Below are 14,182 nucleotides of genomic sequence, written 5' to 3'. Positions count from 1 at the left end.
TCTATGCTCGATACGCAGCCCCGTCTACGCACCCTGGAGCCAGACACCCACAACGGTCTCTACCAGACGCTGCTGGAGTCCACCTTGGCGATTCCGTTCCGCATCGATTGGGCGAGCAAAAAGTACACCTATGTGGGGCCGCAGATCGAGGCGCTGCTGGGCTGGACCCCGGACAGCTGGCAGACGGTGAACGACTGGGCCGAGCGCATCCACCCCGACGAGCGCGACACGACGGTCAACCGCTGCGTGGAACTGTGTCTGGCAGGGGTTGACCATGAAGCCGAGTACCGGGCATTGACCAGCGATGGCAACTTTGTCTGGGTGCGCGAGGTGGTGCATGTGCTTTGCGATGCGCAGGGCGAGACCACGGGGCTGATCGGTTTCACCTTTGACATCAGCGAGCAGAAGAAGGCCGAGCAACTGCGTGCCGAGCTGGATGCGCAGAAGCTGTCGAATGCGCGCCTGCAGGAGCGCCTGAACCTGACCCATGACCTGCATGACGGACTGGGCGGCTCCTTGGTACACATGATTGCCGCCGTGGAGCAGGGCGGCGATGGCGGCCTAACCCGGCCGCAGGTGCTGTCCATGCTCAAGCACATCCGCGATGACCTGCGCCAGACCATCGACAGCAATTCTTCGGCCCAGGTGCGCGTGCCTGGCTCTCCGCAGGAATGGCTGGCACCTCTGCGCCACCGCTTTGCCAACCTGTTCGATGCACTCGACATCCGCTGCGACTGGCAGTACGCGCCCGCCTGGCGCACGCCGCCCGATGCGCTGCAGTACCTGGCGATGACGCGCCTGGTCGAGGAAGCGCTCACCAATGTGATCAAGCACAGCCAGGCGCGCCATGTGCGCCTGTCCTTCCTGCAGCCCGAGGCTGACGACCTGGTGCTGGAGATCGAGGACGATGGCGTAGGCTTTGATGTGGCGGCGGTGGATGCCTCGGGTCTGGGCATTGGCATGCGCTCGATGGCCGTGCGTATGGGCCGCGTCGGCGGTGTGCTGGAGATCGATTCCGAGCCGGGACGCACCCTGCTGACCGCGCGGCTGGCTTTGCGCCAGTCCTGACTCTCCGAACGGAAGGGCTGTATACCTCGGCCTCTTTTTCCAATTTAGCGTTACTTTTGAAAACCAGGGTCAACCCGAATTCGTTTATATTGTTCAGCGGTGACTGAACAATATGAATGAAGGATGGTGGCTGTGACCCAGCAGGACAAGGCGAAAGCGGCGTTGGAGGCGCGCGAGCTGTTCATCGAGCGCAATGCGATCCAGGCGGAGACCAGCGGTCTGCCCCGGATCGCGGGGCGCCTGATCGGCATTTTTTTGCTCGATGGCGGGCCCATTAGCTTTGCCGAACTGGCCGAGCGCATGCAGGCCAGCCGGGCCAGCGTGAGCACCAATACCCGTCTGCTGGAGCGCATGGGCATCATTGAGCGGGTGGCGATGCGCGGTGAGCGGCAGGATTTTTTCAGTCTGCGCGCCAACCCCTTCTTGATTGTGCTGGAGCAGAGCATTGCCGATTGCCAGCGCTTTACAACCTATGTGGACGAGTTGCTGGCAGCCAGCCCGCTGCCCGCCGAGGCCACCGCGCGCCTGCAGCAGGCGCAGGATTTTCACGCTGTGACGGCCCAGACCTTGCAGGAGCTGCTGGGCAAACTGGCCGATCGGCAAACGCAGACGGCCACCCGAGCGGTGCCGGCCAAGCGCAAGGCAGGTGCTCCTGCCTCGGCCCCTGCCTCTGCACCGAAAGCGCGCAAAGCGCGCAGCACTGCAGCCCGCCGCACCACCAAAGACTGAGGCCCTGCAATGAAACACGTTCTATGGGCGGCAGCGCCGCTGTGCCTGGCGGCTTTGTCGGGCTGCTCCTCGGTGCCCGATGCGCGCGCGCCGGCCCCGGTGGTGGCCGCCCAGTTTTCGGTCGCGCCTTCTGCGGCCGGTCCCCAGGCTGTGCAGGCCGCGCCGCAACTCGATACCTGGTGGACCTTGTTCGAGCAGCCGCTGCTCAATCGCCTGGTGGACCAGGCCTTGGCCGCCAGCACCGAGGTGCGCATGGGCCTGGCGCGGGTGCGCGAGGCCCGTGCGCTGCGCGAGGCCGCACTGACGCAGTACCAGCCCCAAGGGGGGCTGCGTGCCAGTGGCGACCACCGCAACGTGCAGCGCCTGGGCGGTGCCGCGGCGGGCGGCGCCGGCCTGGGCCGGCAAAGCAGCGCCGGGCTGGACTTTCAGGTGTCCTGGGAGCTCGATGTGCTGGGCCGGGGCGATGCGCTGGCGCGCCAGGCCGATGGCGACTACGGCGCGGCGCTCTATGGCGCCTATGGCGAGCGCGCCACCTTGGTCGCCGAAGTGGCGCGCAGCCTGTTTGAGGCGCAGCGCCTGACCGCCGCGCTCGCCGATGCGCAGGCGACGATCACCATCCAGACGCGGCTGCAGCAGGTGCTGGCGCGCAAGCTCGAGCGTGGCCTGGTGGCGCTGGCCGATGTGGCGCGGGTCGATGCCAGCTTGCTGGCGGCCCAGGCCAATGCACTGGTGCTGCAGTCGCAGCTGGATGCCGCGCGCCGCGCGTTGCTGGTGCTGGTGGGGCAGGGCGACCAGCCCTTGTCCGCGCTGGTGCTCGATGACAGCCAGACCCGCGCGCCGGCGCTGCCGCAGGCCTTGCCGGCGGATTTGCTGGCACGGCGCCCCGATGTGCTGCAGGCCCAGGCCCAGATGGATGCGGCCGCTGGCGGGCTGGAGCTGTCGCGCCTGGCGCTGCTGCCCAGCATCACTTTGACCCCCGGGCTGGGGCTGAACTGGCAAAAGCAGGGCGCGTCACTCAGCACCGGGCTGTGGTCGCTGGCTGGCAATGTGGCCATGCCGGTGCTGGACCGGCCGCGTTTGCTGGCCAATGCCCGCGCCCAGGGCGCCCGCGCCGAGCAGGCGGTGATCGCCTATGAGCAGGTGGTGCAGCGCGCGTTCTCCGAAACGGACCAGGCGCTGCTGCGCATGGCGCCCGATCGGCAAAGGCTGCAGGTGCTGGCGCAGGCTGAGGCACGCGCGCAGACCGCGTATGAAGCGGCACGCAAAGGCTATGAGGCCGGTTTTTTTGACCTGGTCGTGGTGCTCGATGCCGAGCAGGTCTACCGCGACTCACGCGGTGGCCTGACCCAGGCGCGCGCCGAGGCGCTGGCGCATGCGGTGCAGGTGTTCCAGGCGCTGGGCGGCGGTTGGCCCCGGGATGCGCTGGGCGCCGATACAAAGAAGACGAATTGAGAGGGATGCAATGCGGCAATCAATGAAAAGCGGATGGCGTGTGGGTGTGGGGCTGGGCCTGGGGTCGGTCGCGCTGCTGGGGCTGGTGGCCTGCTCCGACGGCAGTGCAAACAAAGCCCCCAAGCCGGTGGCCGAGGTGGTGCGCACGGTGAGCGTGGCGCAGGTGGAGCTGCGGCCCATGGGCGGGGTGCAGCAGGCATCGGGCCTCTTGGTGGCGCGCGAAGAGATCGCCATTGGCCCGGAGCTGGGTGGCTACCGCGTGGCGGCATTGCTGGCCGATGAGGGCGATACGGTGCGCGCCGGCCAAGCGCTGGCGCGGCTGGACGATGGCCTGCTGCAGGCCAAGATCGCCCAGGCGCAGGCCAGCCTGGTGCAGGCCCGGGCGCAGGCCAAGCAGGCCCAGGCCGAATCGGCGCGGGTCGAAGGGCTGGACGGCCAGGGCGTGCTGTCGGACGAGCAGATCCAGCAGCGCCGCACGGCCGCAGCCAGTGCCACTGCGAATGCCGATGTGGCCGCAGCCAACCTGGCCGGGCTGCGCGTGGAGGCCGAGCGCATGGTGCTGCGCGCGCCGGTGGCCGGTGTGGTGCTGCAGCGCAATGTGCGCCGTGGCGATGTGGCCAGCCCCGGCGGCGAAGCGATGTTCCGCCTGGCGCGGGACGGCATGGTGGAGCTGGCTGCCGAGGTGCCCGAGGACCAGGTGGACCGCATCCAGCCCGGCGACAAGGTGGACGTGGCGCTGGCATCAGGCGTGGAGCTGGAAGGGAAGGTGCGCCTGCTGTCGCGCCGCGTGGACGACAAGACCAAGCTGGCCCAGGTGCGCGTGGTGCTGCCGGTGCGGGCCGATCTGCGCCCGGGCGGCTTTGCGCAGGCGCGTTTTGCCCAAGCCGCGGCCCCGGTGGCGGCGGTGCCGGAAAAAGCCATCCACTTTGAAGCCGGTGGCCCGCAACTGGCCACCATTGATGCGGACAGCCGCATCCGCAAGCTGCCGGTGAGCCTGGGCGCCCGCGCCCAGGGCTGGGTGGCCTTGCGCGATGGCCCACCGGTGGGCACCCGCCTGGCCTTGGGCGGCGGCGCCTTTGTGCTGGATGGCGACCGGGTACAGGTCAGCACAGCAGCCAAACCGGCGGTAGAGCCCGCTAAGGCGGCAGACAGTGCTGCAGCGGCCGGAGGCCAGCCATGAAGCTGCGTATCTCCGCCTGGTCCATCCAGAACCCGATCCCCGTGGTGGTGCTGTTCATCGCCATCATGGTGGCCGGCCTGATGGCCTACCGGGTCATGCCGATCAAGCTCTACCCGGATGTGTCCTTTCCGATTGTGCAGGTGGCCGTCGCCTTGCCCAGCGCGGCGGCCACCGAGGTGGAAACCCAGGTCACCCGGGTCGTGGAAGACGGCGTGGCCAATGTGGCCCGGGTCAAGCATGTGATCTCTACCGTCACCCAGGGCATGTCCCTGACCGTGGTGGAGTTCGAGATCGGGCTGGACCCGCAGCGGGCTGTGGACGAGGTGCGGGCCGCCATTGACCGGGTGCGTGCCAACCTGCCAGCCAGCATCGAGCCGCCGATTGTGGAGCGGCTGGATTTTGATGCGCTGCCGTTGCTGACCTATGCGGTCGCAGCGCCGGGCATGGACGATGTGGAACTGAACTGGTTCATCGAGGATGTGGTGGCGCGCAAGCTGGTGGCCCAGCCAGGGGTGGGCCAGGTCACCCAGGTGGGCGGTGTGGCGCGTGATATCACGGTGACCCTGGACCCCGCCCGCTTGCAGGCGCTGGGCCTGACGGCCGTGGCCGTGAACGATGCGCTGCGCGCCCACAACCTGGATGCATCGGGTGGCCGCACGCAGATTGGCGCGCAGGAGCAGCAGGTGCGTATCCTCGCTGCTGCCCCCTCGGTGCAGGAGCTCGAGCAGCTGGTGATTGCCACGCGCGATGGCCGCCATCTGCGGCTGGGCGATGTGGCCACGGTGGCCAGCGGCGCCAGCGACCGGCGCGGCTTTGCGGCCTTGAATGGCGAGGCGGTGGTGGGTTTTCAGGTGATGAAGACCAAGGCCGCATCGGATGTGGATGTGGAGAGGGCGGTGGCCAAGGCGGTGGCGGCCCTGGCCAAGGAGCAGCCGGGTGTCTCCTTCCAGCTGGTGTCGTCGGGCGCCAAGAACACCCGCGATAGCTTTGATGCCACGGTGGCGACCTTGCTCGAAGGCATGCTGCTGGCGGCGGTGGTCGTCTTCATGTTCTTGCGCGACTGGCGCGCGACAGTGATTGCCGCCGTGGCCATGCCGATCTCGCTGATCCCGACATTTGCGGTGAACCACTGGCTGGGCTATTCGCTCAACATGCTGTCCTTGCTGGCGCTGACCCTGGTGATCGGCGTGCTGGTCGATGACGCCATCGTCGAGGTGGAGAACATCCAGAAACGGGTGCAGGCGGGGGCATCGCCCTGGCGTGCCGCCATGGAAGGGGCGGACGCCATTGGTCTGGCGGTGGTGGCCACCACGTTGGCGATTGCCGTGGTGTTTTTGCCGGTGGCATTCATGGGCGGCTATGCCGGGCCGTACTTCCGCGAGTTTGGGGTGACGGTGGCCGTGTCGGTGATGTTCTCGCTGCTGGTGGCGCGCCTCTTGTCGCCGCTGATGTGCGCCTATCTGCTCAAGCCCTCGGCGCAGCCCCATCCGCACAAGCCCTTTGTGGGCCGCTACCGCCGGCTGCTGGAATGGGCGCTGGCGCACCGCTGGCTGTCGCTGACGGCCGGTGTGCTGATCTTTGTCGGCTCGCTGATGCTGGCCTCGCTGTTGCCCACCGGCTTTGCGCCCAAAGGGGATGGCGGCACGGTGCAGATCAGCCTGCAAGGCCCGCCGGGCGCCACCACCGAGGACATGCGCTCCTCGGCCGCCAGCCTGACCCGCTTGCTGCGCCAGCAGGTTGATGTGCAGGATGTGTTCGTCAGCGTGGGCAGCAGCCAGCGCGATGGCGATCCGCGCAAGGGCTCGGTGATTGTGCAGCTGAAGTCGCCGCGCTCGATGACGACCAAGGCCTTCCAGGACCATATGCGGCCCTTGCTGCTGCAGGTGCCGGATGTGCGGCTGAGCTACAGTGAAAGCGAAGGCGGCGGCACGCAGAACCTGCAGGTGATCCTGGGCGGCCATGATGGCGAGCTGCTGCGGCGCACGGCCGCAGATGCCGAGCGCGAGCTGCGCAGCCTGCCGATGCTGGCCAATGTGCACCAGGTGGCGCCCAACCCGGGCCCCGAGTTGGTAATACGGCTCAAGCCCGATGCCGCCGCACGCCTGGGCGTGACCCCCGATGTGGTGGCCGAGGTGGCACGCATGGCCAGCCTGGGCGATCTGGATGCCACGGCCTCCAAGTTCAACACCGGACGCCAGCGCCTGTCGGTGCGGGTGCGGCTGCCGCAGGATGCCTTGCGCGATCTGGACGGTATTGGCGCGCTGCGCGTACCCACGGGGCAGGGCGGCACGGTGCCCCTGTCGGCGGTGGCGGACATGCATTTCCAGGTGGGCGAATCGCACATCGACCGCTTTGACCGCGAGCGCCGCATCACCTTGGAGGCGGAGGTCAATGGCGTGTCGCTGGGCCAGGCCAAGGCGGCCGTGGATGCGCTGCCGTTCCTGAAGAACCTGCCCGCAGGGGTATCGCGCCCGCTGTACGGCGATGCCGAGGGCATGCAGGAGCTGTTTGCCAGCTTTGGCCTGGCCATCATGGCGGGGGTGGGGCTGATCTTTGGCGTGCTGATCCTGCTGTTCCGCAGCTTCGTCAAGCCAGTGGTGATCCTGGCGGCGCTGCCGCTGTCACTGGCGGGCGCCTTTTTGGCCTTGCTGGCGACGGGTGGGGAGCTGAACCTGCCGGTGCTGATTGGCTTGCTGATGCTGATGGGCCTGGCGGCCAAGAACTCAATCCTGCTGGTGGAGCATGCGGTGGAGGCCGAGCGCATGGGTAAGAGCCAGACGGAGGCCTTGCTGGAAGCCGCGCATGAGCGGACCCGGCCGATCATCATGACGACGATTGCGATGGCCATGGGCATGCTGCCGACGGCGCTGGGCGTGAGCAGCGGTTCGGAGTTCCGCCAGCCGCTCGCCGTCGCCGTCATCGGCGGGCTGGTGTCGTCCACGGCGCTGTCACTGGTGCTGGTGCCGGTGGTCTACGCGGTGATGGATGATTTCGAGAACTGGCTGCGGCCCAAGCTGGCCCGCTGGGTGACTCTGCCGAGCGCCCAGGAACAGCAAGAGACGCTGCAGACCGGCGCATAAACGGCCGGGCGCCTGCGCTGGATCTCTCATCGCCAGGCCGGGCGGCAGGGACGTAGACCGGGAGGGCGCCCCATCATGCCCGGTCTGCGGGCTGGCTGTGCAGCGCGGTGCCTGTGCGTTGCGATGGCTCGGGCCAATAAAAAGCCCGCTTGAAGCGGGCGGCGTCTCAGGAGCCTGTGTCCTTCCAGTGGGGGACCGTTATGGGGCTGGTGAGTTGGTCAATCTTGGCATCAATCAGCATCATCTTGGCGTGCTCGGGCGTACCTTCCTGTGGATTGCGCATCAAGAGACTGGCGCCCTCAGCTTTGAGCTGGTCTAGGTACTCGTCTCTGGCGGCATCCTCTTGCTTTCGTTGCAACACGGCATACCTTCCTGTCAGCGCCACGTACATGGGCACTAACATGGTCAGGGTAACCGTTATGCAGGAATTGTCCTATAGGGTTTGGCAATAAATCTATATTGTTACCGCTTGATGCCTGTTTTCGCATGCGCTTGATCGCAGGGCAGTGCCTCTTTGGAGCTTCATTCTCTCCTCTGAAGCTCTAGGCAGTGGGTTTTTTGCTGCCCTTGGGACGCCCGTCAGCAGCCCGCTCATCGGTGTCCACCAAACCGTCTTTCAGGTCCTGGTGCGCCTGTTCAATCGGCGGGGAAGGCTCGGGATTCACCTCTCCGACAGACTGGTCCCGTTCATGGGGCATCTTGGCGTGGACGCCCGGATCCTGGGGATGCTGCTTGCGGGTGGTGTTGATCTGGGTTTCTTCACTGGGCGGGGGGTTCTTCAGTTCTTTGTCTTTCATAGGTCCTCCAACAGCGGGGCCGCTGTGCCACCATCGTCGCCCATCAGCCTTCCTGCCCCTGTAGGAAAACCTATCTCAGTCCATGTACGGCAATGCGGCAACTGTATCTGGCGCTGCGTTGTGCTGCGGTCAGCACATGCAGGCGGGCCGCATTCCTACATGGCCGGTGCATGGCTTTGGATAAGGTAATGACCGAAGCACGTTGTGGACGTGCGCACAAGAAAGGAAAAAGCATGTTCTTCAAAAAGCACCAGGTCAGCCTGTCGGATGTAAAGGGCGATGTCGACAAGCTGGTGGACGATGTGCGGTCGCTGCTGTCGGTCAAGGAGCTCGACGCCATCCCGGAAATCAAGCGCATCCGTGAGCGCATGGACGAAGGGATGGGGATCGCCAAGGATTCGGCCGCCCGCGCGATTGCCCAGACCAAACACACTGCTGCCTGCACGGACAAATATGCGCATGATGAGCCCTGGCGGTTTGCGGGCGCAGCCCTGGCCATCGGGGTGGTGCTGGGCTATGCAGTCTGCCGGCGCTAGATCGGTAGGCAGTGATCGGACGGAGGCCATTGCGCTTCCCTGCGTGTAGAACAAAGGCCTCTGGCCGATGCCCTCTTCAAGGGGTGCATCAGCCAGGGGCTTTTGGTTTTCTTTCACATCGTCATCTGATCCATCGCGCCCATACCATCGCAGCCGCGCGGCCGCTGCATCAGCGTGCGGGCGGCGGCAGCGGTGCTGCGCTGTCCAGCGGCGCCTGCGGAGGTGTCTGCAGGGGTGCCAACGTGGAGTCGGTCGAGACCGCAGGAGGCGCTTCCACCTGGCGAATGCGTGCATCCTGCTGCGCGCGCAGGTAGGCCTGTTCCGCGTCTCGCTTGCAAACCTTCACCGCCTCTCCGCGCATGTCGTTGCAGCGTTCATGGGCGACGCGGTAGTCCGCCTGGGCCCGGGCGAGCCTCACCTGGTATTCGTGCTCGGCGCCCCCTTGCAGCTTCAGATCGCGCTCGGCCTGCGCCACGCGCCGGCTGCCTTTGGCATCCTCTTCGCATATCTCACGCATATTGCCCTGCAGCGTGCGGCAGTGCGCCATCGTCTGCTCATACTGCAACGCGATGCGCTGGGTTTCTGCACGTGCCTCTTCGGCGCTCATCGCCGAGACGCTGGTGGCCGTGGTCAGTGCTGCGGCCGTGATCGCCATGGTGCCGGCCCTCAGGAAAATGGCGGTGTTCAAACGGTGGATAAACATGGTTCCGATGCTATCGGCGCGGCCTGCACCGCATTGAAGGTGCTCGCTTGCAGCGCCCGTAGGACGGGACAGTATTCATGGCCGCGCCGCAGCCGGGACCCGCAAAGCACCTGCCGGCGCCGATGGCAGCGTGTTCTGGCGCGGCCCCGGGGCTTGGCTTAGATATGCTCAGAGGTTATAGCTGCTAGGCGGGCGCGTACGTGGCTCTTTGGCATGTCTCTCTCCAGAATGGATGGCACGAGACCACACCGGGAGAAATGCATGCCAACGGCCATTCCATGTCTGCTGATGCGAGGCGGCACCTCCAAGGGGCCGTTCTTCAACGCCGCCCATCTGCCCGACGATGTGGCCACCCGCGACCGGGTGCTGCTGGCCGCGCTGGGCTCGCCCGACCGCAGGCAGATCGATGGCCTGGGCGGGGCGCATCCGCTGAGCAGCAAGATCGGCATCGTCAGCCTGTCGACGCAGCCCGGGGTGGACCTGGAATTTCTGTTTGCCCAGGTGCAGCCCGACCGGGATGCCGTCGATACCCGCCCCAATTGCGGCAATATGCTGGCCGCAGCGGTGCCATTTGCGCTGGAGACCGGCATGCTGCAGCCCCGCGGCGATCGCGCCACCTACTGCGTGCTGAGCCGCAATACCGGCATGCGTACAGAGATCACGGTTCCGCTGGACAAGGGCCAGCTCGCCGAGCTTGGTGATGCGCATATCGATGGCGTGCCCGGCAGCGCAGCACCGATCGAGGTCCGTTTTCTGGAGACGGCCGGCTCGGTCTGCAAGCGCTTGCTGCCGACCGGCAATCCGCGCGACCGCTTCAACGTCCGGGGTGCGGGGTTTGCGCCGTTCATTCTCGATGCGACCTGTATCGACAACGGCATGCCACTGGTCATCTTCGAGGCTGCCCATGTCGGCGCGACCGGCTATGAGACGGTTGCCGAGCTGGATGCCCACATGGATCTGCGCCGCCGGGTGGAAGCGCTGCGCCTGCAGGCCGCCGTCGCGATGGGCCTGGGCGATGTGAGCGCCAAGAGCTATCCCAAGATGACGATGATCGCGCCGCCCCGCCATGGTGGCGCGCTGACCACCCGCAGCTTCATTCCCCATGTCTGCCACGAGAGCATTGGCGTATTGGCCGCCGTTACCGTTGCCACGGCCATCACCTTGCCCGGTACGGTCTGCGACGGACTGGCGGTGCGCTGTCCAGGTCCTGGCACCGAGCGGCTGTCGATCGAGCATCCCTCCGGGGCGCTGGCGATGAACCTCAGCGATGCAGCGGCGCAGAACCCCGCGTTGCCGAAGGTGGCCCTGCTGCGCACGGCCCGCGTGCTGATGCGCGGCGAGGTGATGGTGCCCAGCACCGTCTGGAAAGGGCCCGCATGAGGCGGCTCGCACCGGGCGCCGCCGAACGGCCCGCGCCTACACCCCCCTACACGCAAGGAGACATTCCGCATGATCATTGATGTACATGGCCATTACACCACTGCACCGGCAGCCTTGGGCCAGTGGCGCGATCTGCAGATGGCCGGCCTGCGGGACCCGCGCAAGGCACCTGCCGCCACCGATCTGCGCATCAGCGACGACGAAATCCGCGAGACGATCGAGAACAACCAGCTCAGGCTGATGCGGGAGCGGGGGCTGGACCTGACCGTTTTCAGTCCACGTGCCAGCTTCATGGCCCACCACATCGGGGATTTCGACACTTCAAGTGCCTGGGCCGAGGTCTGCAATGAGCTGTGCTTTCGCGTCAGCGAACTGTTCCCCGAGCACTTCGTGCCTGCAGCGATGCTGCCGCAGTCCCCCGGCGTCGATCCCCGCAGCTGCATCACCGAGCTGGTCCGCTGCGTCGAGCACTACGGCAATGTGGCGATCAACCTGAACCCTGATCCCTCCGGCGGGCACTGGACGGCCCCGCCGCTGTCCGACCGCTTCTGGTACCCGATCTACGAAAAGATGGTGGAGTACGACATTCCCGCGATGGTGCATGTCTCCACCAGTTGCAACGCCTGCTTTCACACCACTGGCGCCCATTACCTGAATGCCGACACCACGGCTTTCATGCAGTGCCTGAACAGCGCATTGTTCCAGGACTTTCCGACGCTGCGGTTCGTGATTCCCCACGGCGGCGGGGCCGTGCCCTACCACTGGGGGCGGTTTCGGGGTTTGGCGCAGGCGCTGAACACGCCACCGCTGGAGACCCATCTGCTGAACAACCTGTTTTTCGATACCTGCGTTTACCACCAGGCCGGCATTGACCTGCTGACCCGTGTCATTCCGACGAAGAACATTTTGTTTGCCAGCGAGATGGTCGGCGCGGTGCGCGGCATGGATCCGCTGACCGGCCACCACTTCGACGACACCAAACGCTATATCGAGGCCACGCCTTACCTCAGTGAGGAAGACCGTCGCCAGGTGTACGAGGGCAACGCGCGCCGCGTGTTTCCGCGTCTGGATGCCGTACTTCGCAACCAAGGGCGGTAAAGCGCCCGCCCACAGACAAGGAAATGCTTATGTATGAACTCGGCGTTGTGTACCGCCATATCCAGCGTGCGGATCGTGCGGCTGCCGACGGGCTGGCCTGCTTGGGATCGGCTACCGTGCACGAGGCCTTGGGGCGGGTGGGGCTGCTGCAGCCAGCGCTGCGCCCCATCGCAACGGGTCAGCAAGTTTCCGGGACGGCCGTCACCGTGTTGCTGCAGCCGGGCGACAACTGGATGCTGCATGTCGCCGCCGAGCAAATCCAGCCTGGCGACATCGTCGTAGCGGCGGTGACCTCCCCATGCAGCGATGGCTATTTTGGCGATCTGCTGGCCACCAGCTTCCAGGCGCGCGGCGCGCGGGGCCTGGTCATTGACGCGGGTGTGCGCGATACCAAGACCTTGCAGGACATGGGCTTTCCTGTTTGGAGCCGCACCGTGTCGTCCAAGGGCACGATCAAGGCGACGTTAGGCTCCGTCAATATCCCGATTGTGTGTGCCGGCATGTGGGTGACCCCTGGGGATGTGATCGTGGCCGATGACGATGGGGTGGTCTGCGTCCCTGCGGACAGGGCCGTTACCACGTTGGAGACCGGCTTGGAGCGTGAGCGGCTCGAGCGCAGCAAACGGGCCCAGCTCGCTGCCGGGGTACTGGGTCTGGACCTGTACCAGATGCGCGGCCCGCTGGCCGGCTCCGGCTTGCGCTACATCGACTGAGGAGCGCAGCATGCAGTCACTCCCCCCTAAAACCCCCGGCTGGCTGGACTGGCATCCCAAGCCCGCGAAGCCGCGCTTGGTATTGCCGCCAAGTGCGGTGGATGCGCATTGCCATGTGTTTGGCCCGGCGGCAGAGTTCCCCTTTGCCGCAGAGCGCAAGTACACCCCTTGCGACGCGAGCAAGCAGCAGCTTTTTGCGTTGCGCGACCATCTGGGCTTCTCGCGCAATGTGATCGTGCAAGCCACCTGCCATGGTGCGGACAACCGGGCGATGGTCGATGCCTGCAAGGCCTCGGAAGGCAGGGCCCGGGACGTGGCCACGGTCAGGCGCGACGTCAGCGACCGGGAGCTGGAAGCGCTGCACCTGGCCGGCGTGCGGGGCGTGCGCTTCAATTTTGTCAAAAGGCTGGTGGACGTGACGCCGCAAGATGAGTTGCAGGAGATTGCCGAGCGCATCGCTGACCTGGGCTGGCATGTGGTGGTCTATTTTGAAGCGGAAGACCTGCCAGATTTGTGGCACTTCTTCAGCCGCCTGCCCACCCCTGTAGTGGTCGACCACATGGGGCGGCCCGATGTCAGCAAGCCCGCGCATGGGCCCGAGTTCGGTCTGTTTCTGCAACTGATGCAGGCGCATGACAACGTCTGGTGCAAGGTCAGCTGCCCGGAGCGGCTGTCGCTGACGGGCCCGCAGGCGCTGCAGGGTGAACAGCGCGCCTACCAGGATGTCGTGCCTTTTGCGCGCCGGGTGGTCGAGGCCTTTCCCACCCGCGTGCTTTGGGGCACGGACTGGCCCCATCCCAATCTGAAGGACCACATGCCCGATGACGGTCTGCTGGTGGATTTCATCAGCCAGATCGCCCCCACGCCCGCCCTGCGGCAGCAGTTGCTGGTGGACAACCCGCTGCGCTTGTATTGGCCCGAGGACGCGTAAATCCAGAGATGCACTTGTCTTGGGTTGGCTGCCTCCGTGCAGGCCAGGAATCAATAACAAACTTGGAAAGATAAATATGGCATTGGAAAAACCCTATCTCGATGTGCCCGGCACCGTTATTTTTGATGCCGACCAGTCACGCAAAGGGTACTGGCTCAACCAGTTTTGCATGTCTTTGATGAAGCCTGAAAACCGCGCGCGTTTCAAAGCAGACGAGCGCGCCTATCTGGAAGAATGGGAGATGAGCGAGGAGCAAAGGCAGGCGGTGATGGCCCGGGACCTGAACTGGTGCATACGCACCGGGGGCAATATCTATTTCCTCGCCAAGATTGGCGCCACCGACGGCAAGAGCTTTCAGCAGATGGCCGGATCCATGACGGGGATGAGCGAGGAGGCCTACCGCGCGATGATGGTGGCCGGTGGTCGGTCGGTGGAGGGGAACCGGTTCATGCATGAGGCAGCGGGCACACCCGCCCAGACCACAGGCGCAGGCGCCGGCAAGGAGGGTGTCTGAC

14 protein-coding genes are annotated in these 14,182 nt (G+C 65.8%); 11 read left to right on the top strand and 3 right to left on the bottom strand.

Annotation, left to right across the window (positions count from 1 at the left end):
• Positions 1-3: 3 nt before the first annotated feature.
• The 5 genes from MJ205_RS10755 to MJ205_RS10735 all read left to right on the top strand — a co-directional run bounded on the left by MJ205_RS10755 (position 4) and on the right by MJ205_RS10735 (position 7,509).
• Positions 4-1,068 (top strand): PAS domain-containing sensor histidine kinase, encoded by a 1,065-nt coding sequence (locus MJ205_RS10755; RefSeq protein ID WP_239812427.1) that lies wholly within the window; start codon positions 4-6, stop codon positions 1,066-1,068.
• Positions 1,069-1,200: 132 nt separating this feature from the next.
• On the top strand, positions 1,201-1,797 hold the full coding sequence (locus MJ205_RS10750) for a GbsR/MarR family transcriptional regulator (protein ID WP_239812426.1): 597 nt from the start codon (positions 1,201-1,203) through the stop codon (positions 1,795-1,797).
• A gap of 9 nt (positions 1,798-1,806) precedes the next feature.
• Positions 1,807-3,249 carry an efflux transporter outer membrane subunit gene (locus MJ205_RS10745; protein WP_239812425.1) on the top strand — a complete coding sequence of 481 codons (1,443 nt, stop codon included), beginning with the start codon at positions 1,807-1,809 and terminating at the stop codon, positions 3,247-3,249.
• A 22-nt stretch (positions 3,250-3,271) separates the two neighbouring features.
• Positions 3,272-4,429, top strand: a complete 1,158-nt coding sequence (locus tag MJ205_RS10740; protein WP_239812424.1) for an efflux RND transporter periplasmic adaptor subunit — start codon at positions 3,272-3,274, stop codon at positions 4,427-4,429.
• Positions 4,426-7,509: an efflux RND transporter permease subunit gene (locus MJ205_RS10735; protein WP_239812423.1), complete on the top strand. Its 3,084-nt coding sequence runs from the start codon at positions 4,426-4,428 to the stop codon at positions 7,507-7,509. Before MJ205_RS10740 ends, MJ205_RS10735 begins: the two co-directional genes overlap by 4 nt.
• A 166-nt stretch (positions 7,510-7,675) precedes the next feature.
• Here the strand turns inward: MJ205_RS10735 and MJ205_RS10730 are convergent, their stop codons facing one another.
• Together MJ205_RS10730 and MJ205_RS10725 are read right to left on the bottom strand one after the other, a co-directional pair.
• On the bottom strand, positions 7,676-7,912 hold the full coding sequence (locus MJ205_RS10730) for a hypothetical protein (RefSeq protein WP_239812422.1): 237 nt from the start codon (positions 7,910-7,912) through the stop codon (positions 7,676-7,678).
• Positions 7,913-8,051: 139 nt separating this feature from the next.
• Positions 8,052-8,306, bottom strand: coding sequence for a hypothetical protein (locus MJ205_RS10725; protein WP_239812421.1), 255 nt, complete (start codon positions 8,304-8,306; stop codon positions 8,052-8,054).
• Between the two features lie 233 nt (positions 8,307-8,539).
• On the opposite strand from MJ205_RS10725, the gene MJ205_RS10720 reads away from it, so the two are divergent.
• Entirely contained in the window at positions 8,540-8,842 is a 303-nt protein-coding gene (locus MJ205_RS10720) for a DUF883 family protein (protein ID WP_239812420.1), read from the top strand.
• 169 nt (positions 8,843-9,011) lie between these two features.
• Here the strand turns inward: MJ205_RS10720 and MJ205_RS10715 are convergent, their stop codons facing one another.
• Positions 9,012-9,545, bottom strand: a complete 534-nt coding sequence (locus MJ205_RS10715) for a hypothetical protein (protein ID WP_239812419.1) — start codon at positions 9,543-9,545, stop codon at positions 9,012-9,014.
• Between the two features lie 261 nt (positions 9,546-9,806).
• Between MJ205_RS10715 and MJ205_RS10710 the strand changes: the two genes are divergently transcribed.
• From MJ205_RS10710 to ligA, 5 genes are all read left to right on the top strand, one after another.
• Positions 9,807-10,925, top strand: coding sequence for a 4-oxalomesaconate tautomerase (locus MJ205_RS10710; RefSeq protein ID WP_239812418.1), 1,119 nt, complete (start codon positions 9,807-9,809; stop codon positions 10,923-10,925).
• A gap of 69 nt (positions 10,926-10,994) precedes the next feature.
• Entirely contained in the window at positions 10,995-12,023 is a 1,029-nt protein-coding gene (locus MJ205_RS10705) for an amidohydrolase family protein (protein ID WP_239812417.1), read from the top strand.
• A gap of 29 nt (positions 12,024-12,052) precedes the next feature.
• A complete protein-coding gene (gene ligK / locus MJ205_RS10700; protein WP_239812416.1) occupies positions 12,053-12,736 on the top strand; it encodes a 4-carboxy-4-hydroxy-2-oxoadipate aldolase/oxaloacetate decarboxylase in 684 nt (227 codons plus the stop codon).
• A gap of 10 nt (positions 12,737-12,746) precedes the next feature.
• Positions 12,747-13,667: an amidohydrolase family protein gene (locus MJ205_RS10695; RefSeq protein ID WP_239812415.1), complete on the top strand. Its 921-nt coding sequence runs from the start codon at positions 12,747-12,749 to the stop codon at positions 13,665-13,667.
• Positions 13,668-13,743: 76 nt separating this feature from the next.
• Positions 13,744-14,181 carry a protocatechuate 4,5-dioxygenase subunit alpha gene (gene ligA, locus MJ205_RS10690; protein WP_239812414.1) on the top strand — a complete coding sequence of 146 codons (438 nt, stop codon included), beginning with the start codon at positions 13,744-13,746 and terminating at the stop codon, positions 14,179-14,181.
• The last annotated feature ends 1 nt before the right edge of the window (position 14,182 follow it).

It is taken from the genome of Comamonas sp. B21-038, assembly GCF_022387135.1.
GTDB lineage: Bacteria > Pseudomonadota > Gammaproteobacteria > Burkholderiales > Burkholderiaceae_C > Comamonas > Comamonas sediminis.
The sequence above is the reverse complement of the archived record's forward strand: the minus strand, read 5'-3'. Positions and strand labels throughout refer to the sequence as shown.

What these genes read in the sequence shown, in the direction of transcription:
- MJ205_RS10755 (WP_239812427.1), top strand. Translation starts at nt 4, where the DNA reads ATGCTCGATACGCAGCCCCGTCTACGCACCCTGGAGCCAGACACCCAC.
- MJ205_RS10745 (WP_239812425.1), top strand. Translation starts at nt 1,807, where the DNA reads ATGAAACACGTTCTATGGGCGGCAGCGCCGCTGTGCCTGGCGGCTTTG.
- MJ205_RS10740 (WP_239812424.1), top strand. Translation starts at nt 3,272, where the DNA reads ATGAAAAGCGGATGGCGTGTGGGTGTGGGGCTGGGCCTGGGGTCGGTC.
- MJ205_RS10735 (WP_239812423.1), top strand. Translation starts at nt 4,426, where the DNA reads ATGAAGCTGCGTATCTCCGCCTGGTCCATCCAGAACCCGATCCCCGTG.
- MJ205_RS10730 (WP_239812422.1), bottom strand. Translation starts at nt 7,912, where the DNA reads ATGTTAGTGCCCATGTACGTGGCGCTGACAGGAAGGTATGCCGTGTTG.
- MJ205_RS10725 (WP_239812421.1), bottom strand. Translation starts at nt 8,306, where the DNA reads ATGAAAGACAAAGAACTGAAGAACCCCCCGCCCAGTGAAGAAACCCAG.
- MJ205_RS10720 (WP_239812420.1), top strand. Translation starts at nt 8,540, where the DNA reads ATGTTCTTCAAAAAGCACCAGGTCAGCCTGTCGGATGTAAAGGGCGAT.
- MJ205_RS10715 (WP_239812419.1), bottom strand. Translation starts at nt 9,545, where the DNA reads ATGTTTATCCACCGTTTGAACACCGCCATTTTCCTGAGGGCCGGCACC.
- MJ205_RS10710 (WP_239812418.1), top strand. Translation starts at nt 9,807, where the DNA reads ATGCCAACGGCCATTCCATGTCTGCTGATGCGAGGCGGCACCTCCAAG.
- MJ205_RS10705 (WP_239812417.1), top strand. Translation starts at nt 10,995, where the DNA reads ATGATCATTGATGTACATGGCCATTACACCACTGCACCGGCAGCCTTG.
- ligK (WP_239812416.1), top strand. Translation starts at nt 12,053, where the DNA reads ATGTATGAACTCGGCGTTGTGTACCGCCATATCCAGCGTGCGGATCGT.
- MJ205_RS10695 (WP_239812415.1), top strand. Translation starts at nt 12,747, where the DNA reads ATGCAGTCACTCCCCCCTAAAACCCCCGGCTGGCTGGACTGGCATCCC.
- ligA (WP_239812414.1), top strand. Translation starts at nt 13,744, where the DNA reads ATGGCATTGGAAAAACCCTATCTCGATGTGCCCGGCACCGTTATTTTT.